The following is a 20,006-nucleotide window of genomic DNA, read 5'->3' on the forward strand; positions in this document are numbered from 1 at the left end:
CTTGAAAGAGGCGAATAGCACGACGTAAAGGAGATGAACATATGTTTAGTCGTAAGCGATGGAAAGAAGCAGGAACAGCATATACGTTATTGTCACCAACGTTATTTGTCCTTCTTTTATTTGTCATCGGTCCGATTTTATTTGCGATTTATTTATCGTTTCATAAAGTGCAGTTGTTAGGAACAGCAAGTTTTCAGTTTGTCGGGTTTGATAACTTTACACGTATACTCGACGATACACGAGCAAAAATTGCGCTTTGGAATACGGTCAAATATGTGGTGATCGTCGTGCCGACACAAACGATGTTAGCGCTCGTTTTAGCCGCAACGCTGAATGCGGGCTTGAAAGGGGAGAAGTTTTTCCGCATCGTCTACTTTTTGCCGACATTAACGTCATCGGCTGTATTGACGCTTATTTTTATGTGGATGTACAACCAAAACGGGCTTGTCAACCACGTGCTCGAGTTTCTCGGCTTGCCGACGTACAACTGGCTTGGAGATCCGTCTGTTGCGTTAAACGCCATTATGATCATGAACATTTGGTCAACGGCACCGTTTTTTATGGTCATTTATTTAGCGGCACTGCAAGACATTCCGGATTCGTTATACGAAGCGGCAGAGCTAGACGGGGCGAACGCTTGGCATAAGTTTTGGTATGTTACGGTGCCATACTTAAAACCTGTCACATCGTTTGTCGTCATTATGGGCTTAATCGGTACGTTCCAATTGTTTGACCAGTCATACATTTTCTCTGGCGGTTCAGGTGGTCCAAACAATGCAACGTTAACGGTCGTTCTACTTATTTATCAATATGCGTTTAAATCGCTCGGAACGATGGGCTATGCGGCAGCGCTGGCGTTTGCGTTAGCGATCGTCATTTTACTTGCGACGTGGCTGCAGCGGAAATTTTCAAAAGAAGAATCGCTTTATTAAGGAGGGAAGAACATGCGATTGGGCAAAGCCTTATTATATACGATTCTCGTATTGTATGCGATCGTGACGATGATTCCGTTTTTATGGGCACTTTCGTCATCGTTTAAAACGCTTGAAGAAATTGTTAGTGGTTCGATCAGTTTTATTCCGAAAGACTTTACGCTTGATAATTATAAACAAATTTTTGTCGAACAAGAGCTATTTCCGCGTTGGTTTATGAACAGCGTCATCATTGCGGTAGCGGTGACGATTTTGAATTTAATGTTTAACTCGATGGCTGGTTATGCGCTTGCTCGTCTTCATTTCCGAGGAAAACAAACGATTTTTATGATCATTTTGGCGGTGTTAATGATTCCAGCCCAAGTGACGATGATTCCGAACTATTTAATTTTAAAACAGCTCGGTTGGTTGAACTCTTATCAAGGAATGATTGTCCCAGCCATGATTAACGCGACATTTATTTTTATGATGCGTCAGTTTTTCATTAACTTCCCGAAAGAGTTAGAAGAAGCGGCAGCGTTAGACGGATTAAGCCGCATCGGCACGTTTTTCCGCATCGTGTTGCCACTCGCTCGTCCAGCGCTCGCGGCGCAAGCCATTTTCGTTTTTATGGGTTCGTGGAACGACTTTATGCGTCCGCTTATCATTTTGTCGGACCCGAATTTGTTTACGCTTCCACTCGGGTTAAATAGCTTTAAAGGGCAATACATTAGCTATTGGAACTACATTATGGCAGCGTCGATGGTATTTACGCTTCCTGTGTTAGTGATTTATGCATTTTTCAACCGTTACTTTATTAAAGGCATTTCATTTACAGGGGGAAAATGATCCCCCTCTTTTTATTTCTTCTAGCTCACGATATTCGCTTATAAACAAAAGGATATATCCTGTCACAATAATTCCGACACCGATGACCCTCATGAGTTGTATCCATTCTCGATCCATATATGACACCCCATTATGCATTGCTTCTTCAATGTATGATAGGAGTGGGGCGAATGTGTCAATCCGTTCCGTATCCGACATCTTTATCAGGATGCATAAATGGAGCATTGCCGCTTCGTTTTTTTTCAAGCAGTTCGCGGTTTTCTGCCGTATTCCAGCCGATGTCGTTTGTCGGGTGCACCCATTCATCACCGGCCATCACGCTCGGATCGGTTTCGTCGCTCCACTCGTTGAGCGGGGAGTTTGGCGAATTGTATTGGCTGTCGCCGATAATGACCCCGTGTTGATTGACAAATGGCGGCTGCATGCGAATGCCTGTTCCTTTAAACGAAGGGGCATGGATTTGATGCGGTTGCGTTTCATCGAAAATTGGCGATTCCATTTCTTTTTCCATTGTCTTCACCTCGTTATTAATGTGGCTAAATGGCGTATAAAATATGTCGCTTTGCATGACATTACTCATGAGGGGGGATTCACATGCGTTTTCCAATTGCGCAGTTGCATGAACGCGACATCGCCCAAGTGCAACAATTTGAACGACAACTTCGCCAACAAACAGGCGAAAACATCATACTCATCGCATACAAAAAAGAACAAACAGACGAACGAGGTGAACGATCATGAAGCGAAAAGTAACACGTGATGCGGCAAAAACGAACAACCAAACACCGACAGAAAGCATGCCGAAAGACGAATTTGAAGCGCAATATGCTGGTGGAGAAGATATGAGCCGCGGCGCCAATCGCAATTCGAAAAAAGGACGGCAAGGGAAATGAAAAACAAACAAGCAGGCAAAACCATCCCGATTCCAAGCGACATACTAAAGGAAGAATTCGGGCAAGAACAAGGCGATGTCAATGCGCATAAAGTGATGGAGCTAATCGAAGAGGCGAAAAAGGAAAAGAAAAATGAGTAAAGTATATTTATGAAATAATTGCATAGTATAAAGTGGAGGCTACATAGGTTCGGACTATGTAGCTATAGAGAAAGGGCTGCTTACGTATACACGAAAGCAGCCCGATTATCGTTGTACATGTTCAAAGTCTTCTTTCTTTAGAAAAAAGTGGTCATCACATAAATCTTTTAAATATCCAGCTTTTTGTTGATCAACGAGACAGGCTACGACATTTTTCCCTAGTTGTTGTACGACCCGAATAGCAGGTTCATAATCCGTATCTGCGCTTAACAAAATGGCTTCGTCGTAGGCGTGATGATAAGCTAAAGACACTAAATCAACGGCTATATTTACATCTGTGCCTTTTTCAATATAAATGTCTTTTCCGCTCCCATCTTGACCGACATATTTAAGATAGCCAGCTTTTGCAATGCAGTAAGGGACATGCTTGTTTAATGTATCAATAAACTTTTTTGTTGCGGCTGCCTTCGATTTATCGTGACTACTCATAGCCGTATAGTAATATAACCTTTGTAGATGACCGTTTCTTATGTCAGCTATATAATGAGCTAATTTTCCATAGTCAATCCGCTGATAATTTCCGCTGAAAAGATTCGTAACAGCGCTTTCGAAATTATTTCCATCAATAAAAACCATGATTCTTTTCACATCCTTCTCCCCCCTAATACGACTAAAAGCGCTAGCTCCTCATGCTAGCGCTTTTTACATCATCTCTAAGCTATCGAATTTCGAACATTCGACAGCTATCTTCTCTAGCAAGGAACATCTCCGGATGATGTCCTTCTCGCAACTTAAATCTTCCTTATAGTTGAAATTATAAAACTTCAATAAACGCTTTGTCAATTCGTGTCCACTTCCAAAAAATACGTCTCCGCTTTCATCGTCGTTTGGTTGAAGTACACGATCATTGCCATGTCGCATCGGCGGATGTGTTTCGTTTGTAAATAATGCGGCAAGTCGAACGGGATCATTTCGACGACGGTATGTTTAAATAGCTCTTTTTCCGTTAATGAAAGAAGATGCGGTTGTTTTGACAATTGTTCGTATACATGCGCGCGTACATGTTTGTCCGTTTTTTCGTCCCACCACGGTTTGCGTGGTTTTTGTTTTTGATTGCGCAAATAGTCGTATTTCATGAGCGCCTCAACGATCGGTAAGTCGTCTGTGTTGATCGTTTGTAAAAACGAATAGAGGCGGCGGAATAAATCTTCAAGCTGATGGCCGATGCGCGCCCAACCTTGTTCATCCCAATATGTGCCGAACGATTGGAAAAAGTCAAACGGTGTGTCAAACAGATGGGTGACGATATATTCGATCGTCTCATCCATGCGATGATCGTTCCAATATTTTTCAAGCACATCTTCGACTTGTTTTAAGCGAATGATGTCATCAAACGACAAGACGTTATTTCGTAAAATTTCATACGGTGCGCGGTCCATAAAGACGTAACCGTACTCGTTCGCCTTATGGCGCAAGCCTGTGCCGCGCAACATTTTTAAAAAGCCGAGCTGCAATTCCTCGGGGCGAAGCGCAAATACGTCGTTAAACGTTTTACGAAACGATGTGTAATCTTCTTCCGGAAGTCCGGCAATTAAATCGAGATGTTGCGCGATTTTTCCGCCTTGTTTCACCATCGTGACGGTGCGAGTGAGCTTTTCAAAATTTTGTTTGCGCATGACGAGCTTGTTCACTTCATCGTTTGTCGACTGGACGCCGATTTCAAAGCGAAATAGTCCCGCTGGTGCCTGTTCGTTTAAAAACTGAATGACTTCTGGGCGCATAATGTCGGCAGTAATTTCAAATTGAAAGACGACGCCGGGGACGTGCTCGTCAATTAAAAATTGAAACATATCCATCGCATAGCTGCGGCTAATATTAAATGTGCGATCGACAAATTTAATGACTTTTGCCCCGTGTTTCATTAAATAACGTAAATCTTCCTTTATCTTTTCCCGATCAAAGTAACGGACGCCGACTTCAATGGACGATAAACAAAATTGACAGCTAAACGGACAGCCGCGACTCGTTTCGACGTACGTGATGCGTTTCGATAAATGCGGTATATCTTCTGGAAAGCGAAACGGCGACGGCATGTTCGCTAAGTTCATTTTATTTCGTTGCGGGTTGATGACCGCTTTTCCGTTTTGATGACATGCGATTCCAGCAATATTGGCGACATCTTCACCGCGCTTAAGCGCCGTGAGAAGCTGTTTAAACGTTTCTTCGCCTTCGCCGATAACGATGTAATCAAATTCCGGCACACGCTCAAGCCAATAAGCGACGTCGTACGACACTTCCGGCCCACCGACGACGATCGTGACAGTCGGATGCACTTTTTTCAGCAATTGCACGACTTCAATCGTCTGTTCGATGTTCCAAATGTAACAGCTAAACCCGATGACGTCAGGCTTGCGACGGTATAAATCGGTGACGATATTTAACACCGGGTCTTTAATCGTATATTCGACGAGTTCGACATTAAATTCCGGTTGGGCGTACGCTTTTAAATAGCGAATCGCTAAATTCGTATGAATGTATTTCGCATTTAACGTTGTACAAATAATATGCACGGCAAACGACCCTTTCATATATAGGTTGCGACGAATTATTATACCATATAGGAAGGGAAGGAAAAAAGGTGCCCGGCAAGGCACCTTTGTGTATTACGCAGATATTTGGTTTTCTGCTCGTTTCGTTTTCCCTCGGTTTGATGCCATAAACAAAATGAATGCGACAACGACAACGGCATAAAGGATAAACCATATGTTGAAGCCACCGACGATCAAGCCCATGCCGAGCATGCCTGCAGCTAAAATGTAATACGTCATCGGAATGAGCGCTTTGCGAATTAAGCTTCCTTCTTGACCGATGAGCCCGACTGTGGCGGAAGCAGCGACGACGTTATGAACGCAAATCATATTTCCAGCTGCACCGCCAACCGCTTGTAGGGCGACGACAACAGCAGCACCTGAAGCCGATAAGCCGATGCTTTCCGCTGTACCGAATTGGAAAAGCGAGAACATCATATTGCTGAATGTGTTGCTTCCCGCGATAAACGCTCCGAGCGCACCGATGAGCGGCGCAACGACCGGCCATGAAGAACCAGCGATATGTGATACACCTTCGGCTAAAACGAGCGGCATGCTCGCAAGCTCATCTGTTTTCGTATTAATGAAAATGTTGATCATCGGTACGGCGAAAATGAGTGCCGAACCTGCACTTAATGCCGTTTTAAACGAATCGCTAAACGCTTTTTTGTAGCTTTTCGCATCCATGCGATGTAACACGTACGTGACGAGCGAAACGATGACGAAAATCGTACCCGGCAAATAAAGTGGCGTTGATTTAATTGCAATGCCAGAGTTGAATACGTTGTCGATGAAAATCGTAACGCTTTCTCCTGTTAAAAACGCTTTTACTTCAGCGACGGTGCGCGTAATGACAAGCAAAATCGCAACTAACACGTACGGAAACCAAGCGTTCAAAAGCGAAATGCGCTTTTTTCCTTGCCCGATGTTCGTTTGTTCGTTGTTTAACCGACCGATCCACTCTTGTTCCCATGCGTGACGATGTTCAAAATCAAACGTATCTTTCGGCATAAATAGTCCGGCTTTTGCGGCTGGGACGACGATCATAAGACCAATGAGTGAACCGAGCAATGAAGGAAACTCCGGTCCAAGCACGTTGGCGATGATTGCATACGGAACGGTAAACGCAAAGCCGGCAAGCATCGCAAACTTCCATACGCGCAATCCTTCACGGAACGAACGATTTTTGCCGAAAAAGCGCGTGAGCATACCGACCATAATAAGCGGAATAAACGTTCCGACTAAGGCGTGAATGATGCCGACGTTGGCGGCAATTTGTAATAAGTAATCGGTAAATTCCATATTTCCAATTGCTTTCATGACCGATTCTTGATTCGCAAGCCCTGTATTGACCCCGACGAGAATAGGTGTTCCGATTGCTCCGAACGACACAGGCGTGCTTTGAATAATTAGTGCAACTAATACAGCAGCCATCGCAGGAAAGCCGATTGCCACAAGAAGCGGGGCAGCGATTGCCGCTGGCGTACCGAATCCTGCCGCACCTTCAATAAACGAACCGAACAACCAGGCGATAATGATCGCTTGAATGCGGCGGTCTGGCGAAATGTGAATAAATCCTTGGCGAATCGTTTCGATCGCACCGCTTTCTTTGACCGTATTTAAAAGCAATACGGCTCCGAATACGATAAACATAATTTCAATGGCTGTCTTTATACCGTTTACGCTGGCGGCGGCGACGACATTCATTTTCGTCCCCCAAACGAATAGGGCGATTGCCGCAGTGACAACGAGTGCGACGGGCATGGCACGACTCGCTGGCCACTTCAATACAACAAGAAATAAGAAAACTGTTAAAATTGGCAATAGTGCGATAAATGATAACATATTCATCCCCCTTTGTTTCATTGTGATGATGTCATTCCTTATCCCCTCATCATAAGGTCATACAATCATCTGATGAGTATATCATAATGTAAGCGCAACCATTTTTCAATATGAATATTTAAAAATTTTTCACAGTTATTTTGTAGAAAAATATGATATGATATTCTATTTGTATGGGGGAGCAAACAAGAGATGATGGGGTGGACAAAGTGTATAAACAAATTAAACCGAAAAAGATATATGAAGAAGTAGCGGAAGCAATTTTACATATGATTCAAACGGGACAGTTAAAGCCGGGAGATAAACTCGATTCCGTACAACAGCTGGCGGAAAATTTCCAAGTTGGGCGCGCAGCTATTCGTGAAGCGTTGACAGCGCTTCGAGCGATGGGGCTGATCGAAATGAAGCAAGGGGAAGGGACGTACGTGCGCGAGTTTGACCCAGCGATGTTGTCGTTCCCGATTTCCGCAGCGGTGCTTATGAATAAAGAAGATGTCGCTCATTTACTTGAAGTGCGCAAACTGCTTGAAGTCGGTGCTGCAGGGGTGGCAGCTAGAAAGCGAACGGAAGAAGATTTGCGTGCGATGCAAAGCGCTCTGACACAAATGCGTGAAGCGATTGGCGATGAAGAGCTTGGAGAAAAAGCCGACTTTTTATTCCATATGGCGATTGCGGCGGCAACGAAAAATCCGTTGTTAGTCAGCTTAATGAACAACGTATCCGGTATGATGATGGAAACGATGCGAGAAACGCGCCGCATTTGGCTGTTTGCCAAACAAGCGACGACCGAACAACTCCTTGAAGATCATATCGCCATTTTTGAAGCGATTCGCGACCAACACATTGAACTAGCCCAAGAACGAATGAAAGAACATTTAGGACATGTTGAAAAAGTGCTTGCTAGCTACATATCTTCATAATGGAGGTTCTTCCTCCGTGTTTAATCATCAGATGACCGGTTGACTAATTTGGCAATGAGATGTAAAGTGAAAAAAAGAAAACGTTTTCTTAGAGAGGGGATCGGGAATGAACGTCACATTATTTGTTACATGTTTAGTGGATTTGTTTCACGTCAATGTTGGCAAAGCGACAGTAGAGTTGTTAGAACGGCTCGGCTGTACTATTCATTTTCCAGAGGCGCAAACGTGCTGTGGACAGCCAGCTTACAATAGCGGTTATGTAAAAGAAGCGAAAGAAGCGATGAAACATATGATTCGTACGTTTGAGCATGCCGAATATATCGTTACGCCATCCGGTTCATGTGCAACGATGTTTAAAGAATATCCGCACATTTTTAAAGGCGACAGTGAATGGGAAGAACGAGCACAACACGTCGCTAATAAAACGTATGAACTGACGCAATTTATCGTTGATGTGTTAAAGATAGAAGACGTTGGGGCGCGCTTAGAAGGAAAAGCGACGTATCATACATCATGCCATATGACGCGCTTACTTGGCGTCAAAGACGCACCACTTACGTTATTGCAACACGTCAAAGGGCTTGAAGTCGTTCCGTTGCCGAACGCGCACAATTGCTGTGGATTTGGTGGGACGTTTTCCGTAAAAATGGGACCAATTTCAGAACAGATGGTCGATGAAAAAATTCAATGTATCGAACAAGTCGAAGCCGATTATTTAATCGGTGCTGATTGCGGCTGTTTAATGAACATCGGCGGGCGCATCGAGCGAAAAGGAAAACCGATTCGTGTCATGCACATTGCCGAAGTACTTAATAGTAGATAGGGGGGGAATTATATGGCAATGAAAATTAACATGGGAGAATTTCACGAGCGAGTGGAAAAAGGGATTCATAATACGTTTATGCGCGGAGCGGTGGCAGGGGCGCAAGAGCGGCTGCGCACGCGGCGACTCGAGGCAGCCGAAGAACTCGGCAATTGGGAAGAGTGGCGCGCGCTTGGGGAAGAAATTCGCCAACATACACTTGAAAACTTAGACTATTATTTAATGCAACTGAGCGAAAACGTAAAAAAGCGCGGGGGGCACGTCTTTTTTGCGCAAACAGCGGAAGAAGCGAACGACTACATTTGTCGCGTCGTTGCAAGCAAACAAGCGAAAAAAATTGTGAAATCAAAATCGATGGTGACGGAAGAAATTCATATGAACGCCGCGCTCGAGAAGCTCGGCTGTGAAGTCATTGAAACGGACCTTGGCGAATACATTTTGCAAGTCGATGACCACGATCCACCATCGCACATCGTCGCGCCTGCGCTTCATAAAAATAAAGAACAAATTCGCGACGTATTTCAAGAGAAGCTGGCGTATACAAAAACGGAAAAGCCAGAGGAGCTTGCGCTTCATGCGCGCCATATGCTTCGCCACGAATATATGACGGCAGACGTCGGCATTACCGGCTGCAATTTCGCCATTGCCGAATCGGGTTCCATCACGCTTGTCACAAACGAAGGAAACGCCGATTTAGTCACCGCATTGCCGAAAACGCAAATTACGGTCATGGGAATGGAGCGCATCGTACCGACGTTTGAAGAAATGGAAGTGCTCGTTAGTTTACTAACAAGAAGCGCGGTCGGACAAAAATTGACGAGCTACATCACTGTGCTTACCGGTCCGCGCGATAAAGGAGAAGTGGATGGACCAGAAGAATTTCATCTCGTTATTGTCGACAACGGACGTTCCGACATATTAGGAACGGAATTTCAGCCGGTGTTGCAATGTATTCGTTGCGCCGCTTGCGTCAACGTTTGTCCGGTATATCGCCATATTGGCGGTCATTCGTACGGTTCTATTTATTCAGGTCCGATCGGGGCGGTGTTGTCGCCGCTTCTTGGCGGATATGACGATTATAAAGAATTGCCGTACGCATCAACGTTATGCGCCGCTTGTACGGAAGCATGTCCGGTAAAAATTCCGCTTCATGAACTGTTGCTAAAACATCGCCAAACGATTGTCGAACGGGAAGGAAAAGCGCCGATTTCGGAAAAATTGGCGATGAAAGCGTTCGGATTAGGTGCGGCGTCGTCGCTGTTGTATAAACTCGGTTCGAAAGTCGCACCGACTGCCGTCCATCCGTTTACAGTAAACGACCGCATTTCCAAAGGTCCAGGACCGTTAAAAGCGTGGACGGACATTCGTGAATTTCCAGCGCCAGAAAAAGAACGGTTCCGCGACTGGCTAAAACAAAGGGGGAACGAATGATGGAAGCTTTTTTACAGCGAATTGCCTCCCGTCTCGGACGCGACGTGCGCACGTCCGTTGAGCGTCCACAGTGGAAACATGCACCGCAACAAACCGTGTTTCAAGGATATAGCGAAGACGAACTGCTTGATGTGTTGAAAAATCAGTGTACTCGCATTCATACGACGCTCGTTGAAACAAACAGCGCCGAGCTTTATGACACGGTCGAACACGTCATTCATGCGCATGGCGGAGGCCCGATTATCATCGCTAACGATGAGCGCTACGAACAGTTTGGACTATCTTCTTTTTTAAAGCGAGAAGATGTGTACGTATGGGACGCTACACGTGGACGAGACAACATTGAAGCAGCAGAGCGAGCAAACATCGGCATCACATGGAGTGATATCACGTTAGCGGAATCAGGGACAGTTGTGTTATTAAACAATCAAAATCAAGGGAGAACGATTAGCTTTTTGCCAACAACGTACGTGGCGCTTATTCCGAAAAGTACAATCGTCCCACGTATGACGCAAGCGGCGCGCCTCATTCGCGAAAAGATGGCGCGTGGCGAGCGCGTGCCGTCGTGCATTAACTTTATTACTGGACCGAGCAATTCCGCCGACATTGAAATGAATTTAGTTGTCGGTGTGCACGGACCAGTGAAAGCAACATATATCGTTATTACCGATCGTTGAGCAGCAAATGAGCTGCTCTTTTTTAAAAGATAAGAAAGTATGGAATTCCATATTTAGAATGGTGTCTAGCTCCAAGCGCCATCGGCTCGAGTCGCTTCACCCCTTCTTTCGGCGGCGACACATTGAGATACTTCAGTGATATTACCCACGCAGAAACAAGCGACCGCTTGGTTTGAGCTCTCCTCGGTGGGGTTTATGCGCTCTTCGCCGATAGGCGGGCGCTTTGCGCTTTTCTTAATCCCGATAAGATTAGTAAAATTTTCTGAATTTTAAGAAGGAATAAAAAAACATCGGGCGAATATACATCATAACCATATATATAGAGAGGGAGTTTGTGGGGAGGGAACGCGTTTGAGTTTGAAAGGTATGATGGAAGATTCGCGATTTGTTCAGCTTTCGAAACAAGAAAAGGAAGCGATCGATGAGCGAATAAGTCAGTACGATTTCATTTTACAACAAGTGACGGATGCAATTGTATTAGTAAAAGATGACGGGACGTTCGTGGATGTGAACGAGGCGGCGTGCCGTTTATTTCGCACGTCGCGTGAACAGCTGTTGCAAAAAAATTTTCATGAATACGTATATCTCGTCCCAGAACATATTTTTCATTTTCAAAAACAAATGTTGCATAAATTTGGCACATACGATGATGAAATGGTCATTCGCTTGGCAGATGGCGAAATGAAGCATGTGCAACTATTTATGCGTCGTCATAAAGAGCAACCGTTTGATTTATATATGATCCGCGATATTACCTCAAAAAAAGCGCTTGAGCGTGAACGAACGATTAATGAAACGTTATTTAAAGATTTGTTTAATCGTGCTGGCGATAGCATTGTCATTTTCGATGGACAAGGGCGCTTTATTGATGCGAATCCTTCCTTTTGCGCAAGCGTCAACATTACAAAAGAAGAACTATTCAAATTATCAATCCAAACATTTATTCCAATGGAATATCACGATTTATTCGACCAACTGTTAGTGACGTTAAAACGAAACGGGACCGTATCGAGCGAACTGCCGTTTATTTTAGGAGACGGCATGCAAAAGTTGTTTGAACTAACGTTAACAACGAACGTACATAGCGGCTTTTTTATGGCCATTATGCGCAACGTGACCGAAAAACGAAATATGGAAATGAACTTGCAACGGAGTGAAGAGCGGTTTCGCGCCATTTTTGAACAAGCCCATGAAGCGATTTTAATTTGTGACGATTTCGGAAATATTTTGCGCGCCAATCCTGCCGCAAGCCGAACGTTTGAATTGCCGCTTCACGATCTCGTTCATGCGAATTTAATGCAGTTTATTGATTTAAAACAAGATAAAGTACGCCACGTATTACGGCAATTTTTCCGCGATGGAGAAATTCGTGACGAATTAACATTTCATATGCCGAACGGCGAAAAAAAACAGCTTGAATTTACGTCGAAAAAAGGGGTCATTAACGGCTATCATTTAACGATTTTTCGCAATGTGAGCGAACGTCGGAAAATGGAAAAACAGTTGCGCGAACAAGAACAAAAGTTTCGCAACGTCTTTAATCATGCGATGGATGGCATTGTGCTAATTGACGACAAACAGCGCATTTTTGATGCTAATCCGGTGGCGTGCCGCATTTTCGCTCTTTCAAAAGAACAGCTCGTTACAAAATGTATGCATGCTTTTATCGGAAGCAACGAATTAAACAAATTTCAAAAATGGGTAAACAATGGGGAGGAAGAAGAAGAGTTTACGATTACAGACGGCGAAGGAAAGAAAAAAATTGTTGAACTGTCGTTTAAACCGAACATTATTGAACATGTCGGGCTGATGATGGTACGCGATATCACGGAGAAAAAAGAAATGGAAGAGCAATTACGTAAGTCTGATACGTTAAGCGTCGTCGGTCAACTGGCGGCAGGCATCGCCCATGAAATTCGCAATCCGATGACGGCGTTAAAAGGATTTATCCAACTTTTACAAGGAAGCATAGGCAACGGTTGCGAGCAATATAATATGTACTTTCACGTCATTATGTCGGAATTAAAGCGCATTGAGTCCATTATTACCGAATTTCTCGTATTGGCAAAGCCGCAAGCTGTTCATTATGAACGGGGCGACGTGGCAAAAATTATGCAAGAAACCGTCGATTTACTAAGCGTGCAAGCGACGATGCATAACATTCAAATTGAAGCAACGTACGAGCAAGTGCCGCGTATATATTGCGAGCCGAAACAATTAAAACAAGTGTTTATTAACATATTAAAAAACGCGATTGAAGTGATGCCAAACGGCGGAACGATTACCGTCTCCGTTGAGCATGTCGGAGATGATATACGCATCGCCATTCGCGATGAAGGAAGCGGCATTCCGAAAGATAAAATTAAAAAATTAGGCGAGCCGTTTTATACGACGAAAGAGCGCGGAACGGGGCTTGGCTTAATGGTCAGCTATAAAATTATTGAAGAACATCGTGGGCGCATTGATGTGGAAAGCGAAGTTGGTGTGGGTACAACGTTTTATATTACCTTACCAATAAATAATGACATGCTGTAAAGCAATGTAGTACAATAGACTTATATGTCAAGACAGCTAAAGAGGTGAATAGCATGTTATTTAAGCGCCTTCGTCCGTCGTTAAACGAATTGCTTGAACAAGGGACAGACTATTCGTTTCACGGACGATTTGTTGACACGTTATCGTACAACCATTTTACAACCGAAGATTTCGCAAAGTTAAAACAAATTGATGAACTTATCGCTCCACATAAACAAGAAATGGTTCGTCTCTTTCATGAAGGGCTAAAACAAGTGCAGCCAGAAGCGGCGAGAACGATTACGGAAGCCCGCATCGAAGCATATTTAAACGCCTTTTTTACGATGGAGCGAAACCGCGCGTACGTCGATGAGTCGCTTCGCTTTTTCCATTTGTTGCGTAAAGAAAAAGTGAACGTCGGGAAACTCATCGTTGCGTTTAACCAATTCAATTTCTTCGTTTTAACGACGTTGTTAGCGAAGGTAGCGCTTGCGCCGAAACGTTGTTTAACGCTTATGGAAACGTTGCAACGAGCAATTAACATCGAACAGCAACTGCTTGTCGAAGTGTACACAGAAACGATGATGGAACAAATTGCAAGCGGAACGGCGACGCTGATGGAACAAAACGCAGAAATTATGTTTATTAAAGATTTGCTGCAAGCGCTTGATCAACAAAATAGCGACGTTCAAATGGTCACCGCTGCAACAGAAGAAATGACGACGGCGGTGTCGGAAGTAGCTCATGCGGCGACAGTGATCGCTGAAAAAACGACCACATCCGTTGAACGAGCAGAAAAAGGACAACAAATGATGACAGAAGCGTTCGGAGAAATTATTGAAACGTCGGAACAATTCACAAATATGGTTGACCGTTTTGAACATTTACAACAACATTTAAGCGCGATTGAAAAAGTCATGCAGCTCGTTAACGGCATTGCAGATCAAACGAATTTGTTAGCGCTAAATGCATCGATTGAAGCTGCACGTGCTGGGGAATACGGAAAAGGGTTTTCGGTCGTCGCAGAAGAAATTCGCAAACTCGCTGATCATACCGTACAATCGCTCGGGGAAGTGCAACGAAACATCGGAGAATTGCGCACCATTTCCTCTGAAGTATCATCAGCCATTTATTCAACGTCAACAACGATTCGTCAAGCCGTTCATCAAGCGCAAGAAGCGATGCCGCTTTTACAAGAAATTGTATCGGCTATGGGAGAAATTCAAGACAGTACAAATACGAACGCTGCTGTGGCTGAAGAGCAAGCTGCTGCTGTCGATGAAATCGCGACGCGTATGTCATCCATTGCTTCACTGACGGAATACGTGCGCGAACTTGGTGAAAAAACAGGAAGCACAGTGCATGCGTTAAGTAAAGCGATTGACCGTTTCCGTTTAAATATGGTGAATGAAAACAGCGTGAAACTATCTGCGAAAGCGCTATTGCATTTAGCAAAAACAGACCATTTATTATGGAAATGGCGTATTTACAATATGATCGTCGGCTATGAAACGGTGCGACCTGAAGATGTCGCTTCCCACCACCAATGCCGATTAGGCAAATGGTATTTTGATGAACAAACGAAAAAACAACTGCAAGGCACGCCAGCATATGACAAGTTAGACGCTCCACATGAACGCGTGCATATCGCAGCGAAAAAAGCAGCCGAAGCGTACGGCAAAGGCGATATAAAGGGTGCCGAAGCGCAATTAATCGAATTAGAACAAGCATCTGTAGAAGTCATTCGTCTGCTTGATGAACTCATCGAAAAAGTAGAAAAAGAACGGACGTTTGAAACCCACCTCGCATAAGGTGGGTTATTTTTTAACCATATGGGACAACGCAAGTGCGAAAATTAATAGTGCGCCTTTTACAATATCTTGCGCGTAATACGGAACGTTCATCATCGTCAGCCCGTTTAACAAGACGCCAATAAAAATCGAGCCAAGTAACGTACCGATCACATTCGGTTTGCCGATGCCAAATACAGAAAAGCCGATAAACGCAGCAGCTACACCGTCCATTAATAGTGATGCGCCCGCCGACACTTGCCCCGTACCGATGCGTGAAGCGAGCACAATGCCACCTAAAGCCGCAAACATCCCGCTAATGACATACGCATACGTGCGGTAGCGGTTGACAGGAATGCCGGTGAGATGGGCTGCTTCACGATTTTCTCCTGTCATATAAAATAAACGCCCCGTTTTTGTATACGTTAAAAAAAGATGAGCGCCAATGACGAGCAAAAGCATAAGTAACACAGAAAACGGAATGCCAAACAGCTCGCCTTGTCCGATAAATAAAAACGATGGAATAAATTTTCCTGGCGCTACACCACCTTCTGGAAGTGGCATGTCGTTATAAATGGAAAATCCTTTCGTGTATGTGAGCTGTACGCCGTTAATGATGTACATCACCGCTAACGTCGCCAATAAATCAGGTAAACGAAGACGGATAATGAGAAACGCATTAAGTATTCCAACGAGCGCACCGAGTATAAGTGGGACGATAAGCGCAACAAGCAGCTCTTGGCGATGTAAAACGAGCGCGGAGGCGCTTGCGATGGTTGCCAAACTAACTGTTGAGCCGACGGATAAATCGAATCCATCGACAATTAACGAAAACGTAATGCCGATCGCAACGAGCGTGACGATCGAAATGGAACGCAAAATGTCGCTAAAGTTGGCATACGTAAAAAATGAATCGAGCGTGAGACTAAAAAAAGCGATGACGATAACGATGGCGAGTATCGTTCCGTATTTGTATAAAAACTTCAATTCGTTCCACCCCCAGTCATGTCATAGACGAGCTGTTCATATGTCGCTTCGAGTGCGTCCACTTTTTTTACGAACTGACCGTCGACCATAACGTAAATCGTATCGGCGATATGAAGCAATTCTTGACATTCGCTCGTGAAATAAATGATCGCTTTTCCTTTTTCAGCAAGCGCGCGAATGATCGAAAATACTTCTTCCTTCGCATGTACGTCAATGCCTTTTGTCGGCTCATCAAAAAGAAAGACGTCGCTATTTGTTTGTAACCATTTCCCGATCACCACTTTTTGTTGATTGCCGCCGCTTAAATGTTTCACAAGCGCCGTCGGCGAAGATGGGCGAATATGTAACGATGAAATGAGGCTTGTGGCGATCGTGCGCTCCCGTCGTTTGTCAATCCATTGCCATGGGGCAATATTTGACAATAGACGGACGGTCAAATTTTTTTCGACCGTTTCGTTCATAAAAAGCCCTTGTTTTCGCCGTTCTTCTGGAATGAAACAAACGCCCGCTTCAATCGCATCTTTTGGCGAGGTCCATGTTTGTTTTTCCCCACGCACGATGCGTTCGCCTGTCGTTTCGACATGAGCGATGATGCTTTCGGCCAACTCTGTTTTTCCTGCTCCGACAATGCCAGCGATGCCGACAATTTCACCGCGCCGAACCGCAAGATCGACCGTTGTTTTCGTTTTTGGAATGTACAATTGCTTGACTTCAAATATCGTTTCTTTGCTTATGTTGCGTGTCCGTTCGTTGCGCACCTCCGTTTGCCGTCCGACCATATGGCGAACGATGTCTTCTGTCGCTAGCGACACATCGCCTTCGTATACGACTTCGCCATCCCGCAAAATCGTCATTCGATCGCATATGCGTTTTACTTCGTGCAATTTATGCGAAATGTAAATAAACGCCACCCCTTGCGCTTTTAGCTGTTCGATCATCGCAAACAATCGTTTCGTTTCTTCTTCGCTTAACGAGGCGGTTGGCTCATCTAAAATAATGTAGCGAGCAGAAGAAGAAAGGACGCGTGCTAGCAAAATGAGTTGTTTTTCATGAAGCGTGCATGTTTGTACAGAGACATCAGGCGACAAATGTGTTAAGCCGACGCGCTCAAGCAGTTGTAAAACAGCAACCCGATGTTTCGTTTTAGAAAACGATATTTGTTTTTGCGCGACAATTTGTTCAGCGAGAATATTTTCATATACGGACAAAGCAGGGAATAACGCCGCATCCACTTCTTGTACGACATGTCCGATGCCTGCTCGTTTTGCATCTTTCGGAGAAGAAAATGTATGCACCTTTCCGTCTATTTCAATCGTTCCGCTCACCGGCTGCAAGACGCCAGCTAAAATGTTCATTAACGTGCTTTTTCCAGCTCCATTCATACCTAAAAGGGCGTGAACTTCGCCCGGTTGGACATGGAAGTTCACGCCGTTTAATACGGTCACATCGCCAAATGTATGGACGATTTGTTTCATGCGCAAACCGCTCATTGCTTTTTCACCTTTTCTTCAAGTGTCTTCATCCATGGGGAGATGGCAACGTTCGATTGTCCCCAGCTTGGCATGTAGTTGTTTAGCTCGTTCATCGTAATTGGTGTGCTCGGCAAGTCTGAACGTTTCACTAAGTGTGGTTCAAGTGAATAAATGCTTGGCGTTTGTTCTCCGGCGATTTTTTGATACGCAAAGCGCACTTGAACGCGACCGACTTCTGCTGGGTCGGTTGCCGTTGTTGCGACCCATGGGCTATTTGGTTGTTGAATGAGTTGTAAATCTTCGTCGCTTAAGTCGATGCCGTACACTTTAATTTCTGTTCGACCGGCTTGTTGAATGGCGCGCGTTGCTCCTTTGGCGAACTCATCCCATGTCGCAAAAACCGCGTCGATGTCGCCTTTGTTCGGATATTTTTTCAAAATGGCTTCCATTTGTGTTTGTGTATCTAAAGCGGTGTTGGCGCTTGCGGTGCCGAATTTCGCTACTTCTTTAATGTTCGGATACCGTTTTTGAAACGCTTCGTAAATGACATGGCGGCGTTCCATTGGCGTAAAGCCGCCGACCCAAATCGTGACAATTTCTCCTTCGCCGTTTAAATCTTCCGCTAACGTTTTTAACGTTTTCCATGCTAAGCTGTAATCGTCTTGGTCAATGACGGTGACTCCTGGAATGTTTAAATCGTTATCAAACGCAACGACGTGAATGCCTTTGGCAAGCGCTTTTTCAACAGGTGCTTTTAATGCATCTGCGCGCCCGTGGTCTAATAAAATCGCATCGACGTTTTGGTTGATCGCTGTTTCGACGTACGATGCCATTTTCGTTAAATCGTTGTCAGCGTTATAAATTTGCACGTCGCCGCCAAATTTCGCGACTTGTTCTTTTACACCAGCGATATATTGCGATGAAAATGTACCGATCGACATTTGCATAATGGCAGCAATTTTAATCGGTTTGTTTAATGCTGCAGGAATGTCCGCTTTTGCATCCGTTGTTTCGTTCGTTTGTTTCGCTTCTTCTTTCGGTTGTTCCGCTCGTTTTGAGACGGCGTCTTGTTCGTTTGTGCAACCGACTAAAAGCGCGAATAAAAGCACAATGATTGCCCATATGTTTTTCATGCCAAAACCTCCTCAAATAATGTCGGCAGTTTCGTTTCGTAGTCGCCGAAGATAATCCCTTTTTCCGTAATGATGCCGGTAATGAGTTCGTGCGGTGTGACATCAAATGCGGGATTGTAGACGTTCACATCTGGCGCGATGCGCACGCCGCCGATATGTGTGACTTCTTCTTTCGCTCGCTCTTCAATCGGAATGTCGTCGCCTGTTTTCGTCTGTAAGTCGATCGTCGATAGTGGGGCGGCGACGTAAAATGGAATGTTGAACGCTTTCGCTAAAATGGCTAAGCCGAACGTGCCGATTTTGTTTGCGGTATCGCCGTTAGCGGCAATGCGATCTGCCCCGACGATGACTGCGGAAATGTGCTTCGCTTTCATCGTTTGTGCCGCCATGTTATCTGTAATGAGCGTTACATCGACACCAGCTTCGGAAAGCTCCCATGCGGTTAGCCTTGCTCCTTGCAACACCGGGCGTGTTTCGCAAGCGTACGCATGAAGCGTGATCCCTTTTTCTTTCGCTAAATGAAACGGGGCAAGCGCGGTGCCGTAACGGGCTGTGGCAATCGCTCCTGCATTACAAATCGTCATGATACGGTCGCCGTCTTGAAACAAGGAAAGGGCATGTTCACCGATGCGACGACAGACGTCTTCATCTTCGATTTGAATGCAAATCGCTTCATGAATGAGCGTCGTTTTCGCTTCGTTGACGGATGTGGCGTTCGCAACGCTTTTTACGAGCCGGTCAAGCGCCCAAAATAAATTAACGGCGGTCGGGCGCGAGCTTGCTAAATAGTCGCGGTCGTGTTTTAGTTGGGCATGAAATGTCGCTAAATCATCAGTCTCATATGATTGGGCCGCAAGTGCTAAACCGTAGGCGGCAGTCATGCCGATTGCTGGCGCCCCGCGCACTTTTAACGTAACGATCGCATCCCATACGTCTTTTATGTTTTTTAATTCTAAATATTCAGTCTTATGAGGCAGCGCTTGTTGGTTTAAAATCGTAATATGTGTATCATGCCATTGTACCGATTTCATTT

At 44.8% G+C, this 20,006-nt stretch carries 19 protein-coding genes; 11 read left to right on the plus strand and 8 right to left on the minus strand.

The genetic code is table 11. The features are described from left to right. Nucleotides 1-41 precede the first annotated feature (41 nt). Together HNQ82_RS10650 and HNQ82_RS10655 are read left to right on the plus strand one after the other, a co-directional pair. Nucleotides 42-932 carry a carbohydrate ABC transporter permease gene (locus HNQ82_RS10650; protein ID WP_183249485.1) on the plus strand — a complete coding sequence of 297 codons (891 nt, stop codon included), beginning with the start codon at nt 42-44 and terminating at the stop codon, nt 930-932. Between the two features lie 12 nt (nt 933-944). Further along, the gene (locus tag HNQ82_RS10655) at nt 945-1,760 is read left to right on the plus strand and encodes a carbohydrate ABC transporter permease (RefSeq protein WP_032100648.1); all 816 of its coding nucleotides are present in this window, start codon (nt 945-947) and stop codon (nt 1,758-1,760) included. Nucleotides 1,761-1,935: 175 nt separating this feature from the next. On the opposite strand, the gene HNQ82_RS10660 is transcribed toward HNQ82_RS10655, so the two are convergent. Then, nucleotides 1,936-2,271: a DUF3905 domain-containing protein gene (locus HNQ82_RS10660; protein ID WP_183249487.1), complete on the minus strand. Its 336-nt coding sequence runs from the start codon at nt 2,269-2,271 to the stop codon at nt 1,936-1,938. Nucleotides 2,272-2,354: 83 nt separating this feature from the next. Between HNQ82_RS10660 and HNQ82_RS10665 the strand changes: the two genes are divergently transcribed. The 3 genes from HNQ82_RS10665 to HNQ82_RS10675 are packed head-to-tail and all read left to right on the plus strand — an operon-like array spanning nt 2,355 to nt 2,793. Next, nucleotides 2,355-2,501 carry a hypothetical protein gene (locus HNQ82_RS10665; protein ID WP_167338085.1) on the plus strand — a complete coding sequence of 49 codons (147 nt, stop codon included), beginning with the start codon at nt 2,355-2,357 and terminating at the stop codon, nt 2,499-2,501. Then, nucleotides 2,498-2,653 carry a hypothetical protein gene (locus HNQ82_RS10670; protein WP_032100646.1) on the plus strand — a complete coding sequence of 52 codons (156 nt, stop codon included), beginning with the start codon at nt 2,498-2,500 and terminating at the stop codon, nt 2,651-2,653. Before HNQ82_RS10665 ends, HNQ82_RS10670 begins: the two co-directional genes overlap by 4 nt. Beyond that, complete coding sequence (locus tag HNQ82_RS10675) at nt 2,650-2,793, plus strand: hypothetical protein (protein WP_183249489.1); 144 nt, start codon at nt 2,650-2,652, stop codon at nt 2,791-2,793. Before HNQ82_RS10670 ends, HNQ82_RS10675 begins: the two co-directional genes overlap by 4 nt. 105 nt (nt 2,794-2,898) lie before the next feature. Here HNQ82_RS10675 and HNQ82_RS10680 read toward each other — a convergent pair whose 3' ends face one another. From HNQ82_RS10680 to HNQ82_RS10690, 3 genes are all read right to left on the minus strand, one after another. After that, nucleotides 2,899-3,441, minus strand: a complete 543-nt coding sequence (locus tag HNQ82_RS10680; protein WP_009362505.1) for a LabA-like NYN domain-containing protein — start codon at nt 3,439-3,441, stop codon at nt 2,899-2,901. A gap of 191 nt (nt 3,442-3,632) precedes the next feature. Continuing rightward, nucleotides 3,633-5,363: a DUF4080 domain-containing protein gene (locus tag HNQ82_RS10685; RefSeq protein WP_183249491.1), complete on the minus strand. Its 1,731-nt coding sequence runs from the start codon at nt 5,361-5,363 to the stop codon at nt 3,633-3,635. Nucleotides 5,364-5,456: 93 nt separating this feature from the next. Continuing rightward, a complete protein-coding gene (locus HNQ82_RS10690; RefSeq protein WP_055440330.1) occupies nt 5,457-7,232 on the minus strand; it encodes an L-lactate permease in 1,776 nt (591 codons plus the stop codon). Nucleotides 7,233-7,399: 167 nt separating this feature from the next. Between HNQ82_RS10690 and HNQ82_RS10695 the strand changes: the two genes are divergently transcribed. From HNQ82_RS10695 to HNQ82_RS10720, 6 genes are all read left to right on the plus strand, one after another. Then, a complete protein-coding gene (locus tag HNQ82_RS10695; RefSeq protein WP_055440329.1) occupies nt 7,400-8,146 on the plus strand; it encodes a FadR/GntR family transcriptional regulator in 747 nt (248 codons plus the stop codon). 106 nt (nt 8,147-8,252) lie between these two features. Then, complete coding sequence (locus HNQ82_RS10700; RefSeq protein WP_183249493.1) at nt 8,253-8,969, plus strand: (Fe-S)-binding protein; 717 nt, start codon at nt 8,253-8,255, stop codon at nt 8,967-8,969. Between the two features lie 12 nt (nt 8,970-8,981). Beyond that, complete coding sequence (locus tag HNQ82_RS10705) at nt 8,982-10,400, plus strand: LutB/LldF family L-lactate oxidation iron-sulfur protein (protein WP_183249495.1); 1,419 nt, start codon at nt 8,982-8,984, stop codon at nt 10,398-10,400. After that, nucleotides 10,400-11,077, plus strand: coding sequence for a LutC/YkgG family protein (locus tag HNQ82_RS10710; protein ID WP_183249497.1), 678 nt, complete (start codon nt 10,400-10,402; stop codon nt 11,075-11,077). Before HNQ82_RS10705 ends, HNQ82_RS10710 begins: the two co-directional genes overlap by 1 nt. 366 nt (nt 11,078-11,443) lie before the next feature. After that, on the plus strand, nt 11,444-13,612 hold the full coding sequence (locus HNQ82_RS10715) for a PAS domain-containing sensor histidine kinase (RefSeq protein ID WP_183249562.1): 2,169 nt from the start codon (nt 11,444-11,446) through the stop codon (nt 13,610-13,612). Between the two features lie 53 nt (nt 13,613-13,665). Continuing rightward, the gene (locus HNQ82_RS10720) at nt 13,666-15,402 is read left to right on the plus strand and encodes a methyl-accepting chemotaxis protein (protein WP_183249499.1); all 1,737 of its coding nucleotides are present in this window, start codon (nt 13,666-13,668) and stop codon (nt 15,400-15,402) included. A gap of 6 nt (nt 15,403-15,408) precedes the next feature. On the opposite strand, the gene HNQ82_RS10725 is transcribed toward HNQ82_RS10720, so the two are convergent. The 4 genes from HNQ82_RS10725 to mtnA are packed head-to-tail and all read right to left on the minus strand — an operon-like array spanning nt 15,409 to nt 20,004. After that, on the minus strand, nt 15,409-16,368 hold the full coding sequence (locus HNQ82_RS10725; protein WP_183249501.1) for an ABC transporter permease: 960 nt from the start codon (nt 16,366-16,368) through the stop codon (nt 15,409-15,411). Next, on the minus strand, nt 16,365-17,858 hold the full coding sequence (locus HNQ82_RS10730) for a sugar ABC transporter ATP-binding protein (RefSeq protein ID WP_183249504.1): 1,494 nt from the start codon (nt 17,856-17,858) through the stop codon (nt 16,365-16,367). Before HNQ82_RS10730 ends, HNQ82_RS10725 begins: the two co-directional genes overlap by 4 nt. Next, complete coding sequence (locus tag HNQ82_RS10735) at nt 17,855-18,973, minus strand: sugar ABC transporter substrate-binding protein (RefSeq protein WP_183249506.1); 1,119 nt, start codon at nt 18,971-18,973, stop codon at nt 17,855-17,857. The genes HNQ82_RS10730 and HNQ82_RS10735 overlap by 4 nt, the downstream gene beginning before the upstream one ends. Then, nucleotides 18,970-20,004, minus strand: coding sequence for an S-methyl-5-thioribose-1-phosphate isomerase (gene mtnA / locus HNQ82_RS10740; protein ID WP_183249508.1), 1,035 nt, complete (start codon nt 20,002-20,004; stop codon nt 18,970-18,972). The genes HNQ82_RS10735 and mtnA overlap by 4 nt, the downstream gene beginning before the upstream one ends. Nucleotides 20,005-20,006 lie beyond the last annotated feature (2 nt).

Source organism: Anoxybacillus tengchongensis, from assembly GCF_014201585.1.
Lineage (GTDB): Bacteria > Bacillota > Bacilli > Bacillales > Anoxybacillaceae > Anoxybacillus > Anoxybacillus tengchongensis.

Coding starts and splice junctions, on each gene's coding strand:
- HNQ82_RS10655 (WP_032100648.1), top strand. CDS start 945: ATGCGATTGGGCAAAGCCTTATTATATACGATTCTCGTATTGTATGCG.
- HNQ82_RS10665 (WP_167338085.1), top strand. CDS start 2,355: ATGCGTTTTCCAATTGCGCAGTTGCATGAACGCGACATCGCCCAAGTG.
- mtnA (WP_183249508.1), bottom strand. CDS start 20,004: ATGAAATCGGTACAATGGCATGATACACATATTACGATTTTAAACCAA.
- HNQ82_RS10720 (WP_183249499.1), top strand. CDS start 13,666: ATGTTATTTAAGCGCCTTCGTCCGTCGTTAAACGAATTGCTTGAACAA.
- HNQ82_RS10705 (WP_183249495.1), top strand. CDS start 8,982: ATGGCAATGAAAATTAACATGGGAGAATTTCACGAGCGAGTGGAAAAA.
- HNQ82_RS10710 (WP_183249497.1), top strand. CDS start 10,400: ATGGAAGCTTTTTTACAGCGAATTGCCTCCCGTCTCGGACGCGACGTG.
- HNQ82_RS10700 (WP_183249493.1), top strand. CDS start 8,253: ATGAACGTCACATTATTTGTTACATGTTTAGTGGATTTGTTTCACGTC.
- HNQ82_RS10670 (WP_032100646.1), top strand. CDS start 2,498: ATGAAGCGAAAAGTAACACGTGATGCGGCAAAAACGAACAACCAAACA.
- HNQ82_RS10735 (WP_183249506.1), bottom strand. CDS start 18,973: ATGAAAAACATATGGGCAATCATTGTGCTTTTATTCGCGCTTTTAGTC.
- HNQ82_RS10730 (WP_183249504.1), bottom strand. CDS start 17,858: ATGAGCGGTTTGCGCATGAAACAAATCGTCCATACATTTGGCGATGTG.
- HNQ82_RS10660 (WP_183249487.1), bottom strand. CDS start 2,271: ATGGAAAAAGAAATGGAATCGCCAATTTTCGATGAAACGCAACCGCAT.
- HNQ82_RS10675 (WP_183249489.1), top strand. CDS start 2,650: ATGAAAAACAAACAAGCAGGCAAAACCATCCCGATTCCAAGCGACATA.
- HNQ82_RS10695 (WP_055440329.1), top strand. CDS start 7,400: ATGGGGGAGCAAACAAGAGATGATGGGGTGGACAAAGTGTATAAACAA.
- HNQ82_RS10650 (WP_183249485.1), top strand. CDS start 42: ATGTTTAGTCGTAAGCGATGGAAAGAAGCAGGAACAGCATATACGTTA.
- HNQ82_RS10690 (WP_055440330.1), bottom strand. CDS start 7,232: ATGAATATGTTATCATTTATCGCACTATTGCCAATTTTAACAGTTTTC.
- HNQ82_RS10715 (WP_183249562.1), top strand. CDS start 11,444: ATGATGGAAGATTCGCGATTTGTTCAGCTTTCGAAACAAGAAAAGGAA.